The sequence below is a fragment of the Achromobacter sp. NPDC008082 genome, from assembly GCF_042957345.1.
Classification (GTDB): domain Bacteria; phylum Pseudomonadota; class Gammaproteobacteria; order Burkholderiales; family Burkholderiaceae_B; genus Achromobacter; species Achromobacter kerstersii_A.
This window is the reverse complement of record NZ_JBIBIB010000001.1, coordinates 539,802-561,299: the sequence shown is the minus strand read 5'-3', so window position 1 is coordinate 561,299 and position 21,498 is coordinate 539,802. Positions and strand designations below refer to the sequence as shown.

Annotated in this window: 22 protein-coding genes; 8 read left to right on the top strand and 14 right to left on the bottom strand. The window is 65.1% G+C overall.

Translation table 11 applies throughout. From position 1 onward, the window contains the following. Positions 1-13 precede the first annotated feature (13 nt). A complete protein-coding gene (gene proC / locus ACFZAI_RS02610; protein ID WP_391565443.1) occupies positions 14-820 on the bottom strand; it encodes a pyrroline-5-carboxylate reductase in 807 nt (268 codons plus the stop codon). A gap of 154 nt (positions 821-974) precedes the next feature. Beyond that, positions 975-2,108: an alpha-hydroxy acid oxidase gene (locus ACFZAI_RS02605; protein ID WP_391565442.1), complete on the bottom strand. Its 1,134-nt coding sequence runs from the start codon at positions 2,106-2,108 to the stop codon at positions 975-977. A gap of 226 nt (positions 2,109-2,334) precedes the next feature. On the opposite strand from ACFZAI_RS02605, the gene ACFZAI_RS02600 reads away from it, so the two are divergent. Genes ACFZAI_RS02600 through dapA form a run of 5 tightly spaced genes read left to right on the top strand, consistent with a single transcriptional unit; the run spans position 2,335 to position 8,735 of the window. Continuing rightward, a complete protein-coding gene (locus ACFZAI_RS02600; protein ID WP_391565441.1) occupies positions 2,335-3,762 on the top strand; it encodes an FAD-binding oxidoreductase in 1,428 nt (475 codons plus the stop codon). A 49-nt stretch (positions 3,763-3,811) separates the two neighbouring features. Further along, positions 3,812-4,894, top strand: a complete 1,083-nt coding sequence (locus tag ACFZAI_RS02595) for an ABC transporter substrate-binding protein (RefSeq protein ID WP_391565440.1) — start codon at positions 3,812-3,814, stop codon at positions 4,892-4,894. A gap of 20 nt (positions 4,895-4,914) precedes the next feature. After that, positions 4,915-5,994, top strand: a complete 1,080-nt coding sequence (locus ACFZAI_RS02590) for an ABC transporter ATP-binding protein (RefSeq protein ID WP_391565439.1) — start codon at positions 4,915-4,917, stop codon at positions 5,992-5,994. A gap of 4 nt (positions 5,995-5,998) precedes the next feature. Continuing rightward, the gene (locus tag ACFZAI_RS02585; RefSeq protein ID WP_391565438.1) at positions 5,999-7,774 is read left to right on the top strand and encodes an ABC transporter permease subunit; all 1,776 of its coding nucleotides are present in this window, start codon (positions 5,999-6,001) and stop codon (positions 7,772-7,774) included. Positions 7,775-7,811: 37 nt separating this feature from the next. Further along, positions 7,812-8,735: a 4-hydroxy-tetrahydrodipicolinate synthase gene (gene dapA / locus ACFZAI_RS02580; protein WP_391565437.1), complete on the top strand. Its 924-nt coding sequence runs from the start codon at positions 7,812-7,814 to the stop codon at positions 8,733-8,735. Between the two features lie 326 nt (positions 8,736-9,061). Here dapA and ACFZAI_RS02575 read toward each other — a convergent pair whose 3' ends face one another. Genes ACFZAI_RS02575 through ACFZAI_RS02550 form a run of 6 tightly spaced genes read right to left on the bottom strand, consistent with a single transcriptional unit; the run spans position 9,062 to position 13,998 of the window. Continuing rightward, on the bottom strand, positions 9,062-9,787 hold the full coding sequence (locus tag ACFZAI_RS02575) for an amino acid ABC transporter ATP-binding protein (RefSeq protein ID WP_391565436.1): 726 nt from the start codon (positions 9,785-9,787) through the stop codon (positions 9,062-9,064). Continuing rightward, positions 9,784-10,500, bottom strand: a complete 717-nt coding sequence (locus ACFZAI_RS02570; protein ID WP_391565435.1) for an amino acid ABC transporter permease — start codon at positions 10,498-10,500, stop codon at positions 9,784-9,786. The genes ACFZAI_RS02575 and ACFZAI_RS02570 overlap by 4 nt, the downstream gene beginning before the upstream one ends. 2 nt (positions 10,501-10,502) lie before the next feature. Beyond that, entirely contained in the window at positions 10,503-11,204 is a 702-nt protein-coding gene (locus ACFZAI_RS02565; RefSeq protein ID WP_391565434.1) for an amino acid ABC transporter permease, read from the bottom strand. Between the two features lie 28 nt (positions 11,205-11,232). Further along, positions 11,233-12,060 (bottom strand): ABC transporter substrate-binding protein, encoded by an 828-nt coding sequence (locus ACFZAI_RS02560; protein ID WP_391565433.1) that lies wholly within the window; start codon positions 12,058-12,060, stop codon positions 11,233-11,235. 49 nt (positions 12,061-12,109) lie between these two features. Further along, complete coding sequence (locus ACFZAI_RS02555; protein ID WP_391565432.1) at positions 12,110-13,327, bottom strand: aminotransferase class I/II-fold pyridoxal phosphate-dependent enzyme; 1,218 nt, start codon at positions 13,325-13,327, stop codon at positions 12,110-12,112. Continuing rightward, positions 13,324-13,998, bottom strand: a complete 675-nt coding sequence (locus ACFZAI_RS02550; protein WP_391565431.1) for an RraA family protein — start codon at positions 13,996-13,998, stop codon at positions 13,324-13,326. Before ACFZAI_RS02550 ends, ACFZAI_RS02555 begins: the two co-directional genes overlap by 4 nt. A 215-nt stretch (positions 13,999-14,213) precedes the next feature. Here ACFZAI_RS02550 and ACFZAI_RS02545 point away from each other — a divergent pair, with 215 nt between their 5' ends. Further along, positions 14,214-15,107 (top strand): LysR family transcriptional regulator, encoded by an 894-nt coding sequence (locus tag ACFZAI_RS02545; protein WP_054423273.1) that lies wholly within the window; start codon positions 14,214-14,216, stop codon positions 15,105-15,107. Positions 15,108-15,584: 477 nt separating this feature from the next. On the opposite strand, the gene ACFZAI_RS02540 is transcribed toward ACFZAI_RS02545, so the two are convergent. The 6 genes from ACFZAI_RS02540 to ACFZAI_RS02515 all read right to left on the bottom strand — a co-directional run bounded on the left by ACFZAI_RS02540 (position 15,585) and on the right by ACFZAI_RS02515 (position 19,870). Beyond that, positions 15,585-16,325 carry a lysophospholipid acyltransferase family protein gene (locus tag ACFZAI_RS02540; RefSeq protein WP_391565430.1) on the bottom strand — a complete coding sequence of 247 codons (741 nt, stop codon included), beginning with the start codon at positions 16,323-16,325 and terminating at the stop codon, positions 15,585-15,587. Beyond that, positions 16,322-17,629 carry a dihydroorotase gene (locus ACFZAI_RS02535; RefSeq protein ID WP_391565429.1) on the bottom strand — a complete coding sequence of 436 codons (1,308 nt, stop codon included), beginning with the start codon at positions 17,627-17,629 and terminating at the stop codon, positions 16,322-16,324. The genes ACFZAI_RS02540 and ACFZAI_RS02535 overlap by 4 nt, the downstream gene beginning before the upstream one ends. Further along, positions 17,626-18,549, bottom strand: coding sequence for an aspartate carbamoyltransferase (locus ACFZAI_RS02530; RefSeq protein WP_391565428.1), 924 nt, complete (start codon positions 18,547-18,549; stop codon positions 17,626-17,628). Before ACFZAI_RS02530 ends, ACFZAI_RS02535 begins: the two co-directional genes overlap by 4 nt. A 21-nt stretch (positions 18,550-18,570) precedes the next feature. Next, positions 18,571-18,972: a Holliday junction resolvase RuvX gene (ruvX, locus tag ACFZAI_RS02525; RefSeq protein ID WP_391565427.1), complete on the bottom strand. Its 402-nt coding sequence runs from the start codon at positions 18,970-18,972 to the stop codon at positions 18,571-18,573. Next, a complete protein-coding gene (locus ACFZAI_RS02520) occupies positions 18,965-19,552 on the bottom strand; it encodes a YqgE/AlgH family protein (RefSeq protein ID WP_175172065.1) in 588 nt (195 codons plus the stop codon). Before ACFZAI_RS02520 ends, ruvX begins: the two co-directional genes overlap by 8 nt. A gap of 153 nt (positions 19,553-19,705) precedes the next feature. Then, positions 19,706-19,870: a rubredoxin gene (locus ACFZAI_RS02515; RefSeq protein ID WP_003814980.1), complete on the bottom strand. Its 165-nt coding sequence runs from the start codon at positions 19,868-19,870 to the stop codon at positions 19,706-19,708. Positions 19,871-19,995: 125 nt separating this feature from the next. On the opposite strand from ACFZAI_RS02515, the gene ACFZAI_RS02510 reads away from it, so the two are divergent. After that, entirely contained in the window at positions 19,996-20,841 is an 846-nt protein-coding gene (locus tag ACFZAI_RS02510) for a hydroxymethylpyrimidine/phosphomethylpyrimidine kinase (RefSeq protein WP_391566250.1), read from the top strand. Then, positions 20,838-21,497 (top strand): thiamine phosphate synthase, encoded by a 660-nt coding sequence (thiE, locus tag ACFZAI_RS02505; RefSeq protein WP_391565426.1) that lies wholly within the window; start codon positions 20,838-20,840, stop codon positions 21,495-21,497. Before ACFZAI_RS02510 ends, thiE begins: the two co-directional genes overlap by 4 nt. Position 21,498: the final 1 nt, after the last annotated feature.

Here is a 21,498-nt window from a genome sequence, read left to right as displayed (position 1 = left end):
GCCCGCGCTGGATTCAACCCGCCGACAATTCCCGCGCGCGCTGTTCCGCTTTGTGCACCGCTTGCGTGATGGCATCGGCCACGCCCGCGTCGCGCATGTGCGACAGCGCGGCATAGGTGGTGCCGCCCTTGGACGTGACGCGTTCTTGCAGCTCGGTCAACGGCACGTCTTCGCTGGCCGCCAACCCGGCCGCCCCCCGGAACGCAGACACGGCCAAGCGGCGCGCATCGTCTTTGGTAAAGCCCAATTCCAACGCGCCCTTTTCCAACGCCGCCATGAAGTGAAAGACGTAGCCCGGGCCGCTGCCCGTCACCGCCGTCACGGCGTCGATCATGGCTTCGGACTGCGTCCAGATGCGTTCGCCGACGGCGGCAAACAAGGCGTCGACCTGTTCGCGTTCGGCCGCCGAGCAGGCGGGCGTGGCGAACAGGCCCGTCATGCCCAGGCCCACCTTGGCCGGCGTGTTCGGCATGGCGCGCACGATGCGCGCGTGGCCGCCCAGCCATGCCGACAACGACGCCAGCTCCACGCCCGCAGCGATGCTGACCACGGTGGCGGTGGCCGGCAGATGCTGATGGATCTGTCCGCAGGCTTCTTGCAGCACTTGCGGCTTGGTGGCCAGCACGCACAGCGCGGCGTCGCCGATATCGGCGCCGACGCTTTCCCGGCACGTGAGCCCGCGCGCCAGCAGCGCGTCGCGCGTGGGCGCGTAGGGTTCGATCACCAGGAAGTCGGCCAATTCGCGGCCCTGCTCGAGCAGGCCGTCAATGATGGCGGAGGCCATGTTGCCGCCCCCGACGAAAACAATCTTTTCACGCATGTTGCTCTGATTCCCAAAGGTGGTCTTGCAGAAGGTCGGCTTGCAAGGGTGACGTTTACAGAAGTGAAGTTTGCAGAATTGAGGTTTGCAAAGTGAGGTTTGCAAAATGAAGTTTGCAAAAACAGGCCTGACAAGAAATAGGCTGCGCCACGCGTCAGCGTTTGCGCACGGCCCCCGCGTCCAACGCGCCAATGCGGTTGCGGCCAAGCAGTCGCAGGGTATTTTCCAATTCGGTGCGCAATATCGCCAGTACCTCTTGCGCGCCAGCGGGGCCTCGGCCTGCCAGGCCGTACAGCGGCGCGCGGCCCAGCAGCACGGCGCGCGCGCCCAGCGCCACCGCCTTAGCGATGTCGCTGCCGCGTCGTATCCCGCCGTCGACCAGCACTTCCAGCTGCGAACCCAATTCCGACGCCACTTCAGGCAGCACGTCGAGCGGACACGGCGCGCCCTCCAGTTGCCGGCCGCCGTGGTTGGACAGCACGATGCCATCCACGCCATGCGCGTGCGCGCGGCGCGCGTCAGCCAGCCCCTGTATGCCCTTGATCACGATGCGTCCGCGCCAATGGCGGCGCAGCCACGCGACGTCATTCCAGCTCAGCGCCAAGTCCATCTGCCGGCTTAGCGCCGAGGCCTGCTCGGTGATGTTTTCACGCGCATTTGAACTGACGGCCAGATTTTTCAACTGCGGCCCTCCGTGGCGCAGCATGCGCCAACACCAGCCGGGATGCGCGGCCAGATCCAGCATCAGCCGGCCTGAAGGGCGCAGCGGCAGCTTGAAACCGTTGCGCTTGTCGTGGTCGCGGTTGCCGTGCACCGGCACATCCACGGTCAGGAACAGCACCGTGTAGCCGTTCTGCCAGGCGCGGTCCATCAGATGTTCGGCAATGCGGCGGTCGCGCTGCACGTACAGTTGCAGCCAGAGCTCGCCAGGCGTGGCCGCGCGCACGTCTTCCAAAAGCGAGGTGGACGCGGTGGACAGCACGAAGGGCAGCCCCGCCCGATGCGCCGCGCGCGCCAGATGCACGTCGGCGTCGGGCCAGAACAAGCCGTTCAAACCGGTGGGGCCGACAATGGCGGGCATCGCGGCGGACGCGCCCAGCACGGACGTGTCCAGCTGGCAATCCGTGACATCAACCAGCACATCGGGGCGGAACTCGATATCGGCGTAGGCCGCCGCGTTGCGCGCCAACGTGCGTCCGTCTTCGGCGCCGCCTTCCAGGTAATCGAACGCCAGCCGGGGCAGCCGCCTTTGCGCTTGCCGCCGGTACTCCATCACGCTGGGAAGCATGTCCCTTCCTTGATTTGCAGAGTCAACATAGAATTGCATATCGCACGATATGATTGTATTTCGATCATTTCACGAATCGCAATCCGGGACACCCATCCCTAGGACATACCCTATATTCAATTGAAATACGATTAATCAAATCGAAAAGCGATTTAAGTAATCGTATGCTGTGCCTCAATGCGCTCGGGGTTCCGTCGATCTCCGAGCCCCATTCGGGACCACAGACATGACCAACGGCACCACCCTGCTAGACGCGTTGACCCAGGCCCTGGGCGCGGACGCCATCCTTCATTCCGAGGCCGATACCGCTGGCTACACCGAAGACTGGCGCGGCCGGTACAAGGGGCCGGCGCTGTGCGTCGCCCTGCCCGGCAACACGCAGCAGGTGGCCGACATCGTGCGCCTGTGCAACGCGCATGCCACGCCGGTCTTGCCGCAAGGCGGCAACACCAGCTTGTGCGGCGGCGCAGTGCCTGCCGCCCACGGCACGCCGCCGGTCATCGTGAACCTGGCGCGCATGCGCCGCGTGCGCCGGGTCGACGCCGCCAACAATTCCATGGAAGTCGAAGCCGGCTGCGTGCTGGCCACCGTGCAGGAAGCGGCCGCCGCCGAAGGCCGGCTGTACCCGATCAGCCTGGGCGCGGAAGGCTCGTGCCAGATTGGCGGCACCATCGCCACCAACGCGGGCGGCACGGGCGTGCTGCGCTACGGCAATACGCGCGACAACATCCTGGGCCTGGAAGTGGTGCTGCCCGATGGCGCCATCTGGAACGGCCTGACGGCGCTGCGCAAGAACAATACGGGCTTCGACTTGAAGCATCTGTTCATCGGCGCGGAAGGCACGATGGGCATCGTCACCGCCGCCGTGCTGAAGCTGCATCCGCTGCCCACCAGCCACGCCGTGGCGTGGATCGCCCCCGACAGCCCGCAAGCCGCGCTCGACATCCTGGGCCTGTTCCAACGCGCCTGCGGTTCGCGCTTGTCGGCCTTTGAGATGATCGACAGCAACCAGCTGGACATCGTCATGGCGCACGTGCCGGGCCGCAAGAATCCGCTAGCGGGCGCGCATCCCTGGCATGTGCTGGTGGAATTGTCTGACACCGGCAGCGGCGCTGAGCTGCAAGACCTGTTGCAGCAGATTCTGGAACAAGCGTCTGAGCTCGGCCTGCTGCACGACGCCGTGATCGCCAGCAATGACACGCAGCGCGCCGCGCTGTGGGAAGTGCGCCATAGCGTGTCCGAGGGCAATAAGAAAGCGGGCGTTGGCCTGACGACCGACAGCGCCGTGCCGGTCTCCAGCGTGCCGCGCTTCATCGAAGACGCCACCGCCGCCGTGCGCCGCCTGGCGCCTGGCCTGCCCGTGCTGATCGTGGCCCATCTGGGCGACGGCAACGTGCACTTCATTCCGTTCTTCACCTTCGACGCCTGGAACGCCCTGCCCGACCGCGACGCCATGGCCGCCGATATCCGCCGCGCCGTCAACGATGTGGCCGATGCGCTGGGCGGCACGTTCAGCGCCGAACACGGCGTGGGCCGCACGTCGCTGGCCGAGATGGCGCACTACAAATCGCCCGTCGAACTGGCCATGATGCGCGCGCTGAAATCCACCTTCGATCCCGCCAACCTCTTCAACCCTGGCCGCTTGCTGCCTTGAACCGCCGCGTTTGATCCGCCGTCCCTGACCCGACCCGCAGGAGTCTTCCATGAAATCGACCCCCCATAACGCTTCGCGCCGCACCGCGCTGAAAACCGTTGCCGCCGGCGCCGCCGCGCTGGCCATGCCCATGATCTGGACGCCGTCGCGTGCGGCGTCCAAGCGCATCGTGGTGCGCGATGACGGCGGCATCTACAGCAAGGCGTACGGCGCCGTGTTCTACAAGCCGTTCACGGAAGCCACCGGCATTCAGGTGGTGGGCGTGCAGGCCAACGCCGAACCCACCGCCCAAATCCGCAGCATGGTGGACACCGGCAACTACACCTGGGACATGGCCAAGATCAGCCAGCCCGCCATCCTGATGCTGACCGAAGGCGGCAAGGTATACCTGGAAAAGCACGGCCTGGAATCCGACCCGGTCGTGGCCACCATCCCCAAGCAATACATGTCGCCGTATGGCGTGGGCAACAACGTCTACACGACCGTGCTGGCGTATCGCACCGACGCCTTCAAGGGCCGCCGCGCGCCGGCTTCGTGGGCCGACTTCTGGAACGTGAAAGACATCCCCGGCCGCCGCGGCCTGCGCAAGCATCCGTTCGACACCATCGAAGAAGCGCTGATGGCCGACGGCGTGCCGACCGACAAGGTCTACCCCTGCGACATCGACCGCGCGCTGGCCAGCCTGGACAAGGTGAAGCCGTCGGTAGACGTGTGGTGGAACACGGGCGCGCAGGTTGAGCAGATGCTGGGATCGGGCGAAGTCGACATGATCGCCACCTGGGTCTCGCGCGCGCAATCCGCAATCGCCAACGGCGCGCCGGTGCAGATCGTGTGGGACCAGAACATCTGGGGCTGCGACAACTGGTCCATCCTGAAAGGCACGCCCAACGCCGACGCTTGCCGCGAGTTCATCAAGTTTGCGTCCGACCCCAAGCGCCAGGCAGCGTTGGTCGAATACTTTGCCGCCGGCGTCACGCAACCCGCCGCCTTTGACTACATCAAGGCCGACGTGGCGCGCAATTGCCCGACGCACCCCGACAACATCAAGACCGGCCTGCACATCAACGCCGCGTACTGGCTGGACAAGCAACGCGATGTGCTCGAGCGCTTCAACGGCTGGGTCCTGAAGTAATTCTTTTCTGAATGAACACCATGTCTTCTTCCAATCTGCAAATCTCGGGCCTGGGCAAACGCTATGGCGATTTCGTCGCGCTGGCGCCCACGCACCTGGACGTCGCCCGCGGCGAATTCCTGACGCTGCTGGGTCCGTCCGGCTCTGGCAAGACCACCCTCTTGAGCCTGATCGCCGGTCTGGCGCAACCCGACGAGGGCCGCGTGCTGATCGACGGCGCCGACGTCACGTATGGCGCGCCGTATGAACGGGATATCGGCATGGTGTTCCAGAACTACGCGCTGTTTCCGCATATGAGCATCGAGGAGAACATTGCGTTTCCCTTGAAGATGCGCAAGGTGCCGGCGGCCGAAGCGCGCCGCCGTGCGCACGAAGCGCTGGAAATGGTGCGGCTGCCGCACGTGGCGTCGCGCTTGCCGCGCGAACTGTCTGGCGGCCAGCAGCAGCGCATTGCGCTTGCGCGCTGCATGGTCTATCGCCCCGCCATCATCCTGATGGACGAACCGCTGGGCGCGCTGGACAAAAAGCTGCGCGACCAGATGCAGCTGGAAATCAAGCGCATCCACCGCGAGCTGGGCACCACCATCGTGTACGTCACGCATGACCAGGAAGAGGCCATGACCATGTCTGACCGCATCTGCCTGATGAACGGCGGCGCGATCGAACAGCTGGGCACGCCGGCCGACCTGTACTTCCGCCCGCGCACGCTGTTCGTGGCCGACTTCCTGGGCGAATCGAACCTGCTGCAAGGCGAAGTCACCGCCGTTGACGGCGACACGCTGACGGTCAAGCTGGCGCATCAGGGCGTGACGGGGCAAGCGCTGTCCAATGGTTCGCCCATCAAGGCGGGGCAGAAAGTCACGGTGATGCTGCGCCCGCAGAACCTGCGTGTTTCCGCCAGCGGCCCCGGCCTGACCGGCAAGCTGCTCGACGTGATGGTGACGGGCAGCCTGACCAAGCTGTACCTGGATTCCGGCGTGCCAGACGCCGCCCCCATCGTCGTGGCCTACCCGACGCAGCGCGAAGCCGAGCAATACGCCATCGGCCAGCCGCTCGCAGTCAGCTGGCAAGCCGCCGACGCGGTGGCCATTGCGGAGTAAACGCATGACAACCCTTGCTACTCCTCGCAAGCGCATGAGCCCCGGCCGCCGCCATTTCCTGATGGCGGCGCCGCTGGTCGTGCTGCTGCTGGTGCTGCTTATCTACCCCGTGGGCCAGTTGCTGCTGTTAAGCGTGGTCGGCGATCAGGGCTTCACGTTGTCGCAGTATCACCGGCTGTTTGAATCGTCGGTCTATGTGAACGTGCTGTTGATCACGTTGAAGATCTCGTTGTGGACGACGTTCTTTGCCGTCGTCGCAGGCTACCCCGTGGCCTACTTGATATCCAGCCTGTCGGCCAAGCGCAAGACGTCGCTGCTGTTCTGGGTGCTGCTGTCGTTCTGGACGAGCTTTTTGGTGCGCACCTTTGCCTGGGTCGTGCTGCTGGGCCGCAACGGCGTCGTCAATCAGCTGCTGCAAGCGCTGGGCATTCTGGATGCGCCGGCCAACCTGCTCTACAACTTCGGCAGCGTGCTGGTGGGCATGGCGCATGCGCTGATGCCGCTGGCGGTGCTGACGATGCTGTCCGTGATGGAGAACATCGACCGCAACCTGCCGCGCGCCGCGTCCACATTGGGCGCGCGCCCTGGCACGGCGTTCTGGAAGATCTATTTCCCGCTGTCGATGCCGGGCGTTGCGGCGGCCGCCATCATGGTGTTCGTGACGGCGATCGGCTTTTTCATCACGCCCGCGCTGTTGGGCGGACGCAAGGAAACGATGATCACGCAGATCATCATTGACCAGGTCCAGCAGACCATGAACTGGGAGTTCGCCGGCGCGGTGTCGGTGTTGCTGCTGGTGGTGGTGCTGGTGGTGTTCGCCATCTACGACAAGGTGCTGGGGCTGTCCACGATGACGGGCGGCGCGTCCACCCGCGTGCGCGCTTCCGGCAAGGAAAGCCTGTCGCGCCGGGCGGGCGACGCGGTGCTGACGGTGCTGGCGAATGTGTCCGATGCGCTGTTTGCGTTGCTGCCCAAGCGGGTGCGCCGGTCGGTCTCTGGCACCGGCCAGTCGCGCACGTTGTGGTGGATCGTGCTGGGCGTGCTGGCGTTCCTGAGCGCACCGGCGTTCCTGATGATTCCGCTGTCATTCGATTCCGGCTCGGGCCTGACGTGGCCGCCCAAGGGCTTTTCGCTGCAATGGTACGAGCAGATGTTCACGTCGCCCGTGTGGATGCAGGCGATCACGCGGTCGTTGATCGTGGGCGTGGGCACGGGCTTGCTGGCGATGCTGATCGGCACGCCCGCCGCCTTCCTGCTGGTGCGTGCGAACATGCGAGGCAAGTCGGCGATGCTGGCGTTTGTGCTATCGCCGATTGTTGTGCCGCGCATGATCATTGCGGTGGGCATGTTCTATTTCTTTGCGCGCGTGGGCCTGGTGGGGTCGACCATCGGCCTGATTCTGGCGCACACGGTGGTGGCGGTGCCGTATGTGGTGATCACCATGATGGCGGTGCTGCGCAACTACGACACGCGTCTGGATCTGGCGGCGCAAAGCCTGGGCGCAGGCCCGTGGGCCACGCTGCGCTTTGTGACCTTCCCGATCCTGGGCGCGGGGCTGATGTCGTCATTCCTGTTCGCCTTCGCTACGTCATTCGATGAACTGACGATTGCGCTGTTCGCCTCAGGCGGGCTGAACGCCACGCTGCCCAAGCAATTCTGGGACGAAGTAACGCTGCAAATTTCCCCGGTGATCGCAGCGGTCTCGACGTGCCTGTTCATTTTCATTGCCGCGCTGATCTGGCTGGCCGACCGTCTGCGCCGGCGCAGCCTGGCCAACTGATCCCCGCGCGTTTGATTGTTTTTTTAGGATACGCAACATGCTGAATGCCCAACACTTGCGCGGAGTTTTTCCCGCGATCCCGACGCCGGTCAACGCCGACGACACCATCAACGTTTCGGCGACGAAAGCGCTGATCGCCTATCTGCTCAAACAAGGTATCGACGGCCTGGTGCCGTTGGGCGGCACGGGTGAATACGGCGCCCTGTCCCGCGAAGAACGCGTCCGCATGTGCCGGCTGACGGTAGAAACCGTTGAAGGCCGCGTGCCGGTGATTCCGGGCGTGCTGGACCCCGGCTATTACGACGCCATCCAAGCCGGCCGCGAATTCGCCAAGACCGGCGCCGACGCGCTGATGGTGCTGACGCCCTACTACACGACGCCCACGCAAGCCGGCATCCGCGATTACTTCATGCGCTACGCAGACGAGTCGCCGCTGCCGATCATGATTTACGAAATCCCGTACCGCACCCGCATCGCGATTGCGCCGGAAGTGCTGCACGAGCTGTCGCGCCATCCGAACATCATCGGCATGAAGGCCTGCAACACCGACATGTACCATTTCCTGCGCACGGTGGCGGGCGTGGACGAGTCGTTCGCGGTGTTCAGCGGCGAAGACACGCTGCTGCCGGTTCATCTGGCGGCGGGTGCGCGGGGCGGGATCGTGGTGACGGCAAGCTTGCTGCCGACGGCATGGCGCAAGGTCTATACGCTGGCGGCAGAGGGGCGCACGAAGGAGTCGATGGAGCTGCACCGCCGTCTGATTCCGATGATGAATCTGGCGTTTGCAGAGACGAACCCGGGGCCGATGAAGTCGGTGATGGATTTGATCGGCGTGAACGCGCCGGAAGTGCTGGACCCGTTGGTGTCGCCGGCGGATAACTTGCAGTCGGCTTTGCGGGCGGAAGTGACGGCATTGTTGAAGGAGTTTGAATCTCCCGAAGCCGCACCTGCCACGCCCTGAGCTCGCTCGATCCGCGCCTTCTTGAAGGCCATCGACAGGTCCTGGACCGCCACGACGCCCCACCACGCGTAAGCTCCATGCAGGCCGCCCGCGCGGCCTGCATGGGGCGGGCGCCGTAAGATCTTCCGCCACCAATACTGGTGGCGCAGAACTTGACGAAAACTGTTCGCTCCAGACCCTAGACGCCAGGCCCCAGACTCCAGACTCCAGACTCCAGACTCCAGGCTTCAGGACCCAGGCCCCAGGCCCCAGGCCCCAAGATCCAGACCCCAGACCCCAGGCCTCACCAGCGTCTCAAAACCCAACCCGGCGACGACACCAAAACATCAGTGCCGAATCTCAGCCAAGAACTTCCGGGCCCTGTCCGTCGCCGGACGGCCAAAGAACGCCTCCGGCTCACCCGTCTCCACAATCCGCCCCGCGTCCATGAACCACACTCTGTCCGCGACTTCACGCGCAAAGCCCATCTCGTGCGTCACGCAGACCATGGTCATGCCGTCCTTTGCCAGGCCCTTCATCACTTGAAGCACTTCGCCCACCATCTCGGGGTCCAGCGCGCTGGTCGGCTCGTCGAACAGCATCACCGGCGGGTTCATCGCCAGGGCGCGGGCGATTGCCACGCGTTGCTGCTGCCCGCCTGACAGTTGCGCCGGATACGCCTCGGCCTTGTGCGACAGGCCCACGCGCTCCAACAACTGCATCGCGCGTTCACGGGCTTCCGGGCGGCGCGCGCGTTTGAGTTGCAGCGGCGCCAGCATCAGGTTTTCCACCACCGACAGATGCGGGAACAGATTGAACTGCTGGAACACGAAACCGATGTGGCTGCGCAGCTGATCCAGGTGCACCTTCGGGCCATAGATATCCTGGCCGTTCACCTCGATCACGCCCTTTTGAATCGGTTCCAGACGGTTCACGGTACGGATCAGCGTGGACTTTCCCGACCCTGACGGCCCGCACACCACCACCACCTCGCCCTGCTTGACGGTTTCGGTCACATCGGCCAGCGCCTGGTAATCGCCGTACCACTTCTGCACTTGTGAAAATCGGATCATGTCGGCACCACTTTAGGGGTGGCCACAAGCCCGGCGCGCCGTCTGCCGATACGCCGTTCGGTCAGGTGCACCAAAGAACTCAGGCCAAAATTCAAAATGAAATACGTCATCGCCAGCAAACCGAACACCTCGAACGGCTTGGTCAGCAACACGCTGTTGATCTGGTTGGCCGCGTAAGTCAGCTCTTGCACGCTGATCACATACGCCAGCGACGTTTCCTTCACCGTCGACACAAACTGGCTCAGCATGCTGGGCAGCATGTTGTAGAGCGCCTGCGGCAAGATCACGCGCCGCATCGTCTGCATGTACGACAGCCCCAGCGCGCGGCTGGCTTCCTGCTGGCCGGGGGGCAGCGCCTGAATGCCGGCGCGGATGATCTCGGCCAGATACGCGCTTTCGTAGCAAACTAGCGCCACCACCATCGTCGTCGTGCCGGCAACGGGCCGGCCGATGATCAGCGGCACGAAGAAGTACGCCCAGAAGATGAACATCAGCAGCGGCAGGCCGCGCACCAGATACACCACCGCGGACGACGGCCAGTAAAAGATGCGGTACGGGCTGATGCGGCCCAACGCCAGCAGCACGCCGCAAGGCAGCGCCAGCGCCAGGCTGATCGCGGCCAGCCCCAAGGTGGCGACAAGACCGCCCACCGGCCCGTGCGGGTACTGCCCGATCAGCAGCAACAGCCAGTTGTCTTTCAGAATGTCCCACATGATCAGCGCGCCCCCAGCGGACGGTAACGTCGTTGCAAGATCGCGCCGCCGCCCATGATGATGAACGACAACACCAGGTAGATGACCGTCACCACCGCATAGGCCTCGAACGTGCGGAACGTGTAGTTCTCGACTTCGCGTCCGGCGGCGGTCAGTTCGGTGACGCCAATCGCCATCGCCAGGCTGGTGTTCTTCAACAGCAGCAAGGTCTGGTTCAACAGCGGCGGAATCGCGATGCGAAACGCCTGCGGCAGAATGACCTTGCGCATCGTCTGCATGAAGCTCAGGCCCAGCGCGCGCGACGCCTCGACCTGCCCGGGCGGAATACCGCGCACGGCGCTGCGCAGGTCTTCGCAGATATAGGCCGACATCACGAGCGAGATCGCGATGCACGACATGATGAACTCACTGCCATGGCTGTTCAGCCAGTCGGTGATAGGTTGCGGTAGCAAGGCCGGCACGCCGAAATACCAGAAGAGGATGTGCACCAGCATGGGCACGTTGCGGTGAAACGCGACGTACACCGCGATCACCCCGTTGGCCACGGGCGAGCCCGTCAGGCGGATCACCGCCAGCAGGCTGCCCACGGAGAACGCCAGAATCCAGGACAGCCCCGCCAGCGCCAGGGTGGTGATGAACCCCCTGAGCAGCCATGTCGGATACTCGCCCTGGAAAATGGCGCTGAAGTCGAAGACGTAATGCATCGAAGCAGGCTCCAGCGCGTGTCGCGCGTCAACCCTTGATGGCTTCGATGCGGAAGTCGCGCTTCATGTTGAATTGCGTGCCGGCGCCAAACCACTTGTCGAACACCTTGGTGGCCTGGCCCGACGCTTCCATGCCGTCCAGCACCTTGTTCACCTGATTCAGCATTGCGGTGTCGCCCTTGCGCACGCCCATGCCCCAGGGTTCAACGAACAGCGCCGGCTCCAGAATCTTGACCGGCACCGCGCTCGTGGCGGCTTGATGTTGCAGCTTCACCAGCATCAGCTCCGACCCGACAAAGCCGCTGACCTTGCCTTGCTGCAACGCCAGAAAGGCACCGCTGGGGTCCTTGAACGTGACGGGTTCGACGTTCGGAATGTTCTTGCGCGCGCCCTGCTCCGACGACGACCCGCGCACGGCGCTCACGCGCTTGCCGGCCAGGTCGGCGGGGGCCTTCAGGTCTTTCTCGGAATCGCGCGCCAGGATTTTTTGCAGGCTGACAAAGTGCTGGTGCGAGTAATCGATCTGCTGCGCGCGTTCCGGGCTCCAGCCCAGGTTCGCCGCCACCAGGTCCACCCGGCCGGCGATCAGCTCCGGGATGCGGGCTTCAACGGCGATCAATTTCAATTCCAGCGGCACGCCCAGGCTGTCGGCCACGGCCTGGCACATGTCGACTTCATAGCCGACGATGGCGCGGGTCTTGGGGTCTTGGAAGCTGAAGGGCTCGGCGGTGCCCATGGTGCCGCAAATGAATTTGCCGCGCGCCTTGATGTCCTGCACGGTGTCCGCATGCGCGGCGGGCGCCAGCGTGGCGGCCAGGCCGACGGCGGCAACAAAAGAAGCGATGGTGGTCTTCATGGTCATTCCCTTGGAATATAGGTATGGGTACTGCCAACAAAATCGGCGATCAACGCAGCGCCGCGCAAGCCTCGTGGATGCGGCGGCAACCTTCTTCAATGTTCTCCATCGACGTCGCGAAGCTCAGGCGCAGATAGGGCGACAAGCCATACGCCGCGCCGTCCAGCACCGCCACGCCGGCCTCGTCCAGCAAATACATCACGACGTCCAGATCGCTCTGCAACGTGTGGCCGGCGGGGGTGCGCTTGCCCAGCAAGCCGTCGACCGACGGATAGACATAGAACGCGCCCTGCGGCAGCGGACAACGGATGCCCGGCACCGCATTGAGCAGCGCAACGATGCGGTCGCGGCGCTGGTGGAACACGGCGGCCGCGTCGGTGACGCATTGCTGATCCGCAGTCAGCGCCACGCGCGCGGCCTGCTGGCTAATGGCGCTGACGCAGCTGGTGCTTTGCGAAATCAACGTAGCCATGGCCTTCACCAACGCCTTCGGCCCGCCCGCATAACCTAAACGCCAGCCCGTCATCGCATAGGCTTTGGACACGCCATTGATGGTCAGCGTGCGGTCGGCCAGCGCGGGTACGACGGCCGCGGGCGACGCGTGGCGCACATCGCCGTAGGCCAGGTGTTCATAGATTTCATCGGTCATCAGCCATACGTGCGGATGGCGCGCCAGCACCTCGCCCAGCGCCCGCAATTCGGCAGCGTCGTACATCGCGCCGGTGGGATTGCTGGGCGTGTTCAACAACACCCATTTCGTGCGCGGCGTGATAGCGGCTTCCAGCGCCTGCGGCGTGAGCTTGAAGCCGTCGGACTCGGGGCAGGCCAACACCACGGGCGTGCCGTCGTTCACCAGCACCATGTCCGGGTACGACACCCAGTACGGCGCGGGGATGATGACTTCGTCGCCCGCCTGCACGGTGGCGGCCAGGGCGGTAAAGATCAGCTGCTTGGCGCCCACGCCCACGATGAGCTGGTCCAGGCCGTATTCCAGCCCGTTCTCGCGCTGGAACTTCGCGCGCACCGCTTCCAGCAAGGGCTTGGCGCCCGCGGATGCGGTGTAGCGGATGTCGCCGCTATTGAGCGCGTCGATGCCGGCCTGCACGATGTGCGCGGGTGTGGGCAGATCAGGTTCGCCCACGGTGAAGTCGACGATGTCGCGGCCTTGCGCGCGCAATTGATCCACGCGCGTCTTGGCCGCCATACTGGGCGACGGCTTGATGGCGCGGGCGCGTTCGGCCAGGAAAGCGGTATCCGCGGCGCTCATGCCAGCCCCTTGGCGGCAAAGGCGGCTTGCATCCAGCTTTGCGTCTTATCGCCGTTGGCGATCTCGGCCATGATGCGTTCTTCCTTCGCGGCGTGCGCATGCGCCGCGGCGATCAGGCTTTCGGCTTCAGACGCCGGAAAGCTGACCAGCCCGTCTTCATCGCCCACCACGATGTCGCCCGGCAAAATCACCTGCCCACCGATGGACACCGGCACGTTGACTTCGCCGGGGCCGTCTTTGTACGGGCCGCGATGAATGTGGCCGCGCGCATAGCAGGGGAAGCTGTCGGCTTCGAACGCGGCAACGTCGCGAATGGCGCCATCCACCACCACGCCAGCGCAGCCGTGAACTTGCAAGTAGCGCTTCATGATTTCGCCCAACACCGCGTTGGACAAATCACCGCCCGCGTCCACCACCAGCACATGGCCGGGCTGAATCTGCATCATGGCTTTGTAGATCATCAGGTTGTCGCCCGGACGGGTCTTGACCGTGAGCGCTGTGCCCACGAGCTTGCCGCTGCCGTTGTAGCGGCGCAGGCCCGAGATGCCTTCGCGGCGAGCAAGGTTGTCGCTGAGGTGCGGCGTGACGATGCCGGCCAGTGCTTCAAGGATGGCGGCGGGAGCGACGGGGGCTGCGGGCAGTTGGCGGGCGCCGGTAAGAATATTGGCCATGACGATCTGCAAATTCCTGAGTCGAATGCCGCCGCAAGCCCGCAGAATTTTCGCAGGCCCCGGCCGGCCGGGGGATGAGTCAGGTGCCATGGTGCGAGCTTTTCCATTTCGGAAAAAGGGATTAAATTTCCACGAGCTATATCTCCTTTTGGAATATAAGGGTTAGCCCTAAACGGAAATTTCGGAATGAACCTCACCCAAAGCCCGCGCGCCGCATGCTGACTTTCAAGCAAATCGAAGCCCTGTACTGGACGGTGCGCCTGGGCACGTTTTCGGCATCGGCGCAGAAGCTGCACACCACGCAATCCGCCATCACCAAACGCATCCAGGAACTTGAGGCGGACTTCGACATCGCGCTGTTCGACCGCTCGGGCCACCGCGCCGAACTCACCGCGCGCGGCCACGAGGTCTATGCGCTGGCCGAAGAAATGCTGGGCCACCGCGACCGCCTGCTGGTCCGCCTGAAAGGCCAGCACACGCTGACCGGCACCTTCCGTTTTGGCATCACCGAAATCACCGCCATGACCTGGCTGCCCGCCCTGATCCGCCTGCTGCGCGCGCACTACCCGCGCATCACGCTGGAACCGCACATCGACCTGGGCGCCGACTTGCTCAAGCGTTTGCAGGCCGGCCAGTTGGACATGGCTTTTCTGCACGGCGAATTCGCCGAGCCCAATTTGCAAGTGGTGGCATTGCAGCGCCTGGAATTCGCCTGGATGGGCAGCCCCGACATGATCGACGCCAGCCGCATCTACACCCCGGCCGATATCGCGCGCTTGCCGCTGCTGCGGCAAAGCCGGGAGTCAGGCCTGAACATGATCTACGACGGCTGGCTGCGTCCGCATCATCCCGACAGCAACATCTTCACGATCAACAGCCTGATCGCAATGGCAGGCCTGACCGCAGCGGGTTTCGGCGTGAGCTGCCTGCCCCGCGATTACTTCGCGGACATGGTGAGCAAGAAGCAGTTGGTGATCGCCAGAACCAGCACCGCGCCCCCGCAATCGATGTACAGCGCGATGTTCCGCCGAGACGCGGACGTGGCATTCTGTGAAAGCGTGGCCGAGCTAGCCGAGAGCTGCTGCGAATTTTCGGGAGCCGCCCTATAGCCCGGATGGCGCGCAACGATCGCCACGAGCAAGGCGGTGCGTGCTGCGCGCTGCGCGCCACCCTTTACCCTCCCAAAAAAAAGCGACGGAGGGCAGGAGAAAAATACTCGTAGAAATCGCGAAAGCGACCACCGCCCAAACGCCCACAGATGCGTAAGCCGAGTAAGGCCGCCCGCGCGGCCGCCACTCGGCGGGCCCCGCAGCACTCGTCACTAAGGCACACCCTAGCAGCGCAGCAGGCCAAGACACCAGCAGCCCGTCGTCGCGGTGGCCCTGACTGCGCGCAACCTCGATGCGCCCGAGGGAATCCGAAGGGAGCCGAAGGCGGACGAGGATGACGACGGGGCAGTCCGGAGCGAAGGCTCCGGACCGCAATCGTGGGCGCGCGCAGTCAGGGCGACTGCGACGACGGGCGACCTACGCCCCATCGACCCAGCAACGACAAGCAACCAAAAAAGCCCTAGACCGCCAAGCCCCCTAAAGCGCCCCCAAAATCGCATCCCGAGCCTGATGCGACAACTCCAACCGCGTCGGCAAACTTCCATCCGGATGATGCGCCGCCAGCACCGGCAGATACACCACCTCTACCGACAGCCCTGTCGTCCCCATCACCCGCCATAGATTCGCCACCAGGCTTTCTTCGCCGACAAACGCCGCAAACCCATCCCGCTTGCCGTGACGCATGAACCGCAACGCCACCGGTTGAATCTCCACCGCCGCCGACCGCGCCGGTTCGAACAAACTCGCATGGAAAGGCAGCAGATCGAAGCCTTCAGTGGTCGTGCCTTCCGGGAACAATCCCACCGCATCGCCCAGCTTGAAGCGGGCTTGCATGGACTCCCCCATCGCGTGCACCGCATGGCGTTGGCCACGTTCGATGAACAACGTGCCCGCGCCCGCCACCAGCCAGCCGATCACCGGCCACTTGCGGATTTCGCTTTTTGCCACGAAAGACGTCGCCCGGGCGGAATTCAGCACAAAGATGTCGATCCACGACACGTGGTTCGCCACCATCAGCACCGGCCCGGTCAGACGCGGCTGGCCCTTGAACGACACCCGCAGCCCACAGGCCGCCATCAACGCCCGCGACCACGTGCGGTTCAGCCACGCGCGCGAGGCCGGACGAATAAAGGGATAAACCAGGCCCACGCAAAACAGGCCAAAGAGGATCAGCGGCAGCACCAGAGCCAGCCGTAGGACAAAGCGCAGCAGCTTCAAACTGAAGTCTCCCAGGCCAGCTGGCCACCGACCACGGTGGCGCGTACCCGACCGGGCAGCATCATACCCGCGAACGGTGACGCGGCGCTGCGGCTTTGCAGCGCCGCGGGCATCACCAGCCATTCGGCGTCCAGATCAGCCAGACACACATCCGCAGGCGCCCCCACGCCCAACTGGCCGGCCTGCGCAGCGTCTGAGGAGATGGCGTTCAGCACCGCCCCGGGGCCGGACGTGACACGCGCCAACGCCTCGATCAGCGGCTGGCGGCGGTCGCGCACCCACTTCAGCGTCAGCGACAGCAGCAGCTCCAGCGCCGTCGCGCCGGGGGCCGACAACGGGAACGGCGCGGCCTTGCCTTGGGCACTGACCGGCGTGTGGTCCGAACACAGCGCGTCGACCAGCCCGTCGGCCAGCGCGGCATGAATCGCATCGCGATCCCGTTGCCCGCGCAGCGGCGGCTGCAAATGGAAATTCGTATCGAAGAAACCGATATCGACGTCGGTCAAATGCAGGTGATGCGCCGACACGTCCGCCGTCACCGGCAAGCCTTCCCGCTTGGCGGCGCGCAACAACGCCAAGCCCGCCGCGGTCGACAAGCGCGTCAGATGAACCCGAGCGCCGGTTGCGCGCTGAAGTTCAAAAATGGTGTGCAGCGCCACCGTCTCGGCTTGGGGCGGCAAGCCCTCCAGGCCCAAGCGTTCGGCATACGCGCCGCTGGCCGCCACCGCGCCGCGCGCCAGCCACGGGTCTTGCGGACGCAGCCACAAGGTATGGCCCAGGCCGCTGGCATAACGCATCGCGCCCCACAGCACGCGCGTATCGGCAATGCCATGCTCGCCTTGCGCATAGGCGATGCAACCCGCCCGCGCCAGCAGGCCCATCTCGGTCAGCGTTTCGCCTGCCAAAGCCACCGTCATCGCACCCAGCGGATGAATGCGGGGTTGGCCGGCTTCGGTCTGACGCATCAACGCGTCCACCTTGCCCGGTTCGTCCAGCGCCCCGTCTGGGTCCGGCGGCATCACCAGACGGGTCACGCCGCCCGCCAACGCCGCACGCAGTTCAGCCGGCGCGAACGCCGTGCTGGCCGCGCTGGCCCCGGCGGCCGGCTGCGTCACGCGGGCGGACAGATCAATCAGCCCAGGCAGCACCGCCAGCCCGCTGGCGTCCAGCACGCGATCAGCGTGAAACCCATCAGGCGCGGCATCCACGGCCACCACGCGGCCATCGGCCACAAACAGATCATGCCGCCCGTCAATGCCATTTGCCGGGTCGATCAAACGGCCATGAGCGATGTGCAGCCTCATGGGGTGTCTCCGGCCAGCACGCTCAAGGCAGCCAGGCGCAGGTGTTGTTCAAGGCCCGCCAACTGCGCCTCGATGGGCGGCAGGCTGGCGGCCACATCGCCATCCACTTCCACGCCCGGCGTCAGCGGGCCACCGGGCAGCAGCAGCGCATCGGGCTTGGCGGCGGCAAGCGTCGCGAGCGTCACGCCATAGGCTTGGGCGTATTCCCGCGCGGAAGGCAGCAATGCGCCGCTGATGGCTTCCATGTTCAAGGGCAGAACGATGACCACGTCGGCATCCTGCAAACCTTCCTGCAACGTGGCGCAGGCGCGCACGCCCAACTGCGGCAGGCTTTCCGGCAGCAGCGTGCGTGGAGCGGCCACGCGCACATCGGGCACGCCCAGCGTGGTCATGGCGTGAATCAGCGAGCGCGCCACGCGCGAATGGCGGATGTCGCCCACCAGCGTCACGGCCAGATGGGTCAGGTCTTGTTTGATGTCCAGCATCGCCTGCACGCGCGCCAAAGCCGGCACGGGGTCGGCATGCACGCCATCACCGGCATTCAGAATGCGCAGCCCGGGCGCCGCATGCGCGGCCGCGCAATGGGCCGCGCCGCTGGCCGCGTGGCGCAGCACCAGCACGCCCGGCTCCAGGCGCGACACGGTCTGGGCCAAGGCATCGCCCGCTTGCGGGTCGGCCTCTTGCGCATCCAGCACTACGGGCAGCAGCGACAAGCGCGTGGCGGCTTGCGCGTAGGCATCGCGATCAGGGTCGTCGTCAGGCAGGGAAAGAAAGACGGGGCGCGGCGTGGCAAGCGGCGGTTCGCCTGCCGCCAAAGCTCGCGCGGTATCAAGCAGGCGCTCGACGTGGCGCCGCGGCAGCCCTTCCGTTGTCAGCAGATGTATGAGTTCGCCGCGGCGATCAAGTTGCGGATTGAGCATAAGCAGGACGGGCCGCGCGCGTCAGGCCGCAGGCAGAGAGTCTAGATACCGTTGCAGAATAACAGCCGCAGCCATCGCATCGTCGGCCGCGTGGGTACCCAGCAGGCGCTGCGCTTCCATGCTGGAACCGCGTTCGTCCACCAGTTCGACAGCGATGCCGAAACGGCCATGCAGCTGATTGGCGAAGCGCCGGCAACGCGCGGTGGCGGGCTGTTCGCCGCCGTCGGCGTCCAGCGCCAGCCCCACCACCACGCGATGGGGCTGCCATTCTTCAAGCAAGGCGGCGATGCGGCCGAAGCGCGCATCGCGGATTTCACTGAAGATGATTTCCAGCGGACGCGCCTGGCGCGTCAGCGTGTTGCCAATGGCGATGCCGATTTTCTTTTCGCCGAAGTCAAAGCCAAGCAGGGTTTCTTCAGGCATGGCCCGCATCGCCCGCCAGCATCACCGGATCAATACCCAGCAGCTTGAGCGCGGCGGGGTAACGGTCTTCGGCAGGCACGTCGAAAATGATGTGGTCGTCGGCGCCCACGCTGAGCCAGGCGTTCTGGCCCATTTCGCTTTCCAGCTGCCCTGCGCCCCAGCCGGCATACCCCAGCGTGACCAGCATGCGGGCAGGCCCGTTGCCGTCGGCCACGGCTTGCAGCACGTCGCGCGAGGTCGTCAGCGCCATGGCGCCCATCTTGATGCTGGAGCTGTAATCGCCGGCAGGCGCGTGCAGCACGAAGCCGCGATCGGTTTGCACCGGGCCGCCGAAATAAACCAGCGTGTCTTTGACGGGGCCGATTTCAAGCGTCAATTCAATGCGCTCGAACAACGTGCCCAGCGTCAGGTCGGTGGGCCGGTTGATGACCAGGCCCAGCGCACCGCGTTCGGTGTGTTCACACACGTAAATGACCGAGCCAGCCAGGCTGCCTTCGACCATGCCGGGCATGGCGATCAGGAACTGGTTGGCAAAGTTGGCCGCCTGCGTCGAGGCGGATTCGTGGTGTTTTTCCGTCATGGCAACCCCTTCATGGGTAGTCTGAAAGAACCGAGGACGAGGCGCACGCTAACGTGGCCCATCATGCCTGGCGGCAGACCGTCCTGCGGTTACGAGGGATGGGGTGTGGCCCCATCTTACGAGCCTTGGCGGAATAGGTCAGCGGGTCTGGCTTCAGATTTCCATCAATTCAAAGTCCTCTTTGCGGGCGCCGCATTCGGGACAGACCCAGTTCGGCGGCACGTCTTCCCAGCGGGTGCCGGGTGCAATACCTTCGTCGGGAAGGCCGGCCTCTTCGTCATAGACCCAGCCACAAATCAGACACATCCAAGTACGCATAGTTCTCTCTTACATCAAATCCCGACCCGGTTCCCCGCGGCGGGGCAAAGGTGGGGGGCTTCCATTAGAATGGGGACAATCTTACCGAAACCCAATAGGGGTTCCCCTGATTCACCTCAAAATGAATCCAGGTCCCCCGCTCAAGCTCAAGCGCTGTCCACGTGGCCCCCGTTACTCCCCCTCTCGTTTTGGTCTTCGGCCCGCTCGATCCCTCGGGATCTGACGGCTTGCCCGCTGACGCCGTTACCTGCGCCCGTCTGGGTTGCCATGGCTTGGCGGCCGTAACCGCGCTGACCGTGCAGGACACTGCCGGCATCGAAGAAATCCATCCCGTTTCGCCCGACCTGCTGGACGACCAGGCACGCTGCCTGCTGGAAGACATGTCCGTGCAGGCAATCAAGGTGGGCGGACTATACACCGCGGAAACGGCAAGCGTTGCCGCGCAAGTCGCCGCCGACTACAGCCAGGTGCCGCTGGTGCTGCACCTGGGCCAGCGCGCCCCGCTGCCGGCGGATGCCGCCGACGAGGACGACGCCGACGACCTGCTGGCCGCCACCCTTGAACTCGTGCTGCCGCAAACCGATCTGCTGGTCATCGAGCATCTGCGTCTGGCGCAGTGGCACGCCGATGGCGACATCGATATCGGGGACGCACCTTCGCCCATGCACGCCCTGGTGGCGGCCGGCGCGGAATGGGTGCTGGTGCTGGGCAGCCCCCAGCGCCCCGGCCATTACGCCAACGTGCTGCTCGGCCCTGGCGGCCAGACGCACACCTGGCCGTGGCAGACGCCGCCGGATCGCAACGGCGACGCGGGCGGCTTGGCCGCAACCGCCATCACCGCCATGCTGGCGCGCGGGCTGGAAATGCCCGAAGCCGTGCGCCAGGGTTTGGCGCATGCCGACGCGTCGGTGGCCGCCAGCTTCCTGCCGGGCATGGGCCGGCGCATTCCCAACCGGATTCAACCGCAATGAAACCGCTACGTTTTCCCGCTGGCCTGTATGGCGTCACCCCGGAATGGGACGACACCGAACGCCTGATGCAGGCCGTGCGCAAAGCGGCCGAAGGCGGCATGCGCGCCCTGCAATTGCGCCGCAAGAACGTGCCCGACTCGGTGCGTGCCGAACAGGCGCGCGCGCTGGCGCCGCTGTGCCGCGAGCTGGGCGTGGTGTTCCTGATCAATGACGACTGGCGCCTGGCGCTGGACGTCGGCGCCGACGGCGCGCACGTGGGCCGCGAAGACGAAAGCCTGGCGCACATCCGCGCCGAAGCCGGCCCCGACCTGATCCTGGGCGGCTCCAGCTACGACGACCTGACCCGCGCCCGCCAACTGCTGGACGCCGGCGCCGACTACATCGCCTTCGGCGCGATGTTCCCGTCGACCGTCAAACCCGACACCGTGCGCGCCCCGCTGTCGGTGCTGACCGAAGCCCGCCGTCTGGTCGAAGAACGCGACGCGCCCCGGCCCGCCGTGGTCGCCATTGGCGGCATCACTCCCGATAACGCGCTGCTCGTCGCCCAGGCGGGCGCCGATTCCATCGCCGTCATCACCGGACTTTTCGAAGCGCCCAGCATCCGAGCCGCCGCGGCGGCCTGCTCCGCGCCCTATTCCACCCATCGCAAGCCTTGAA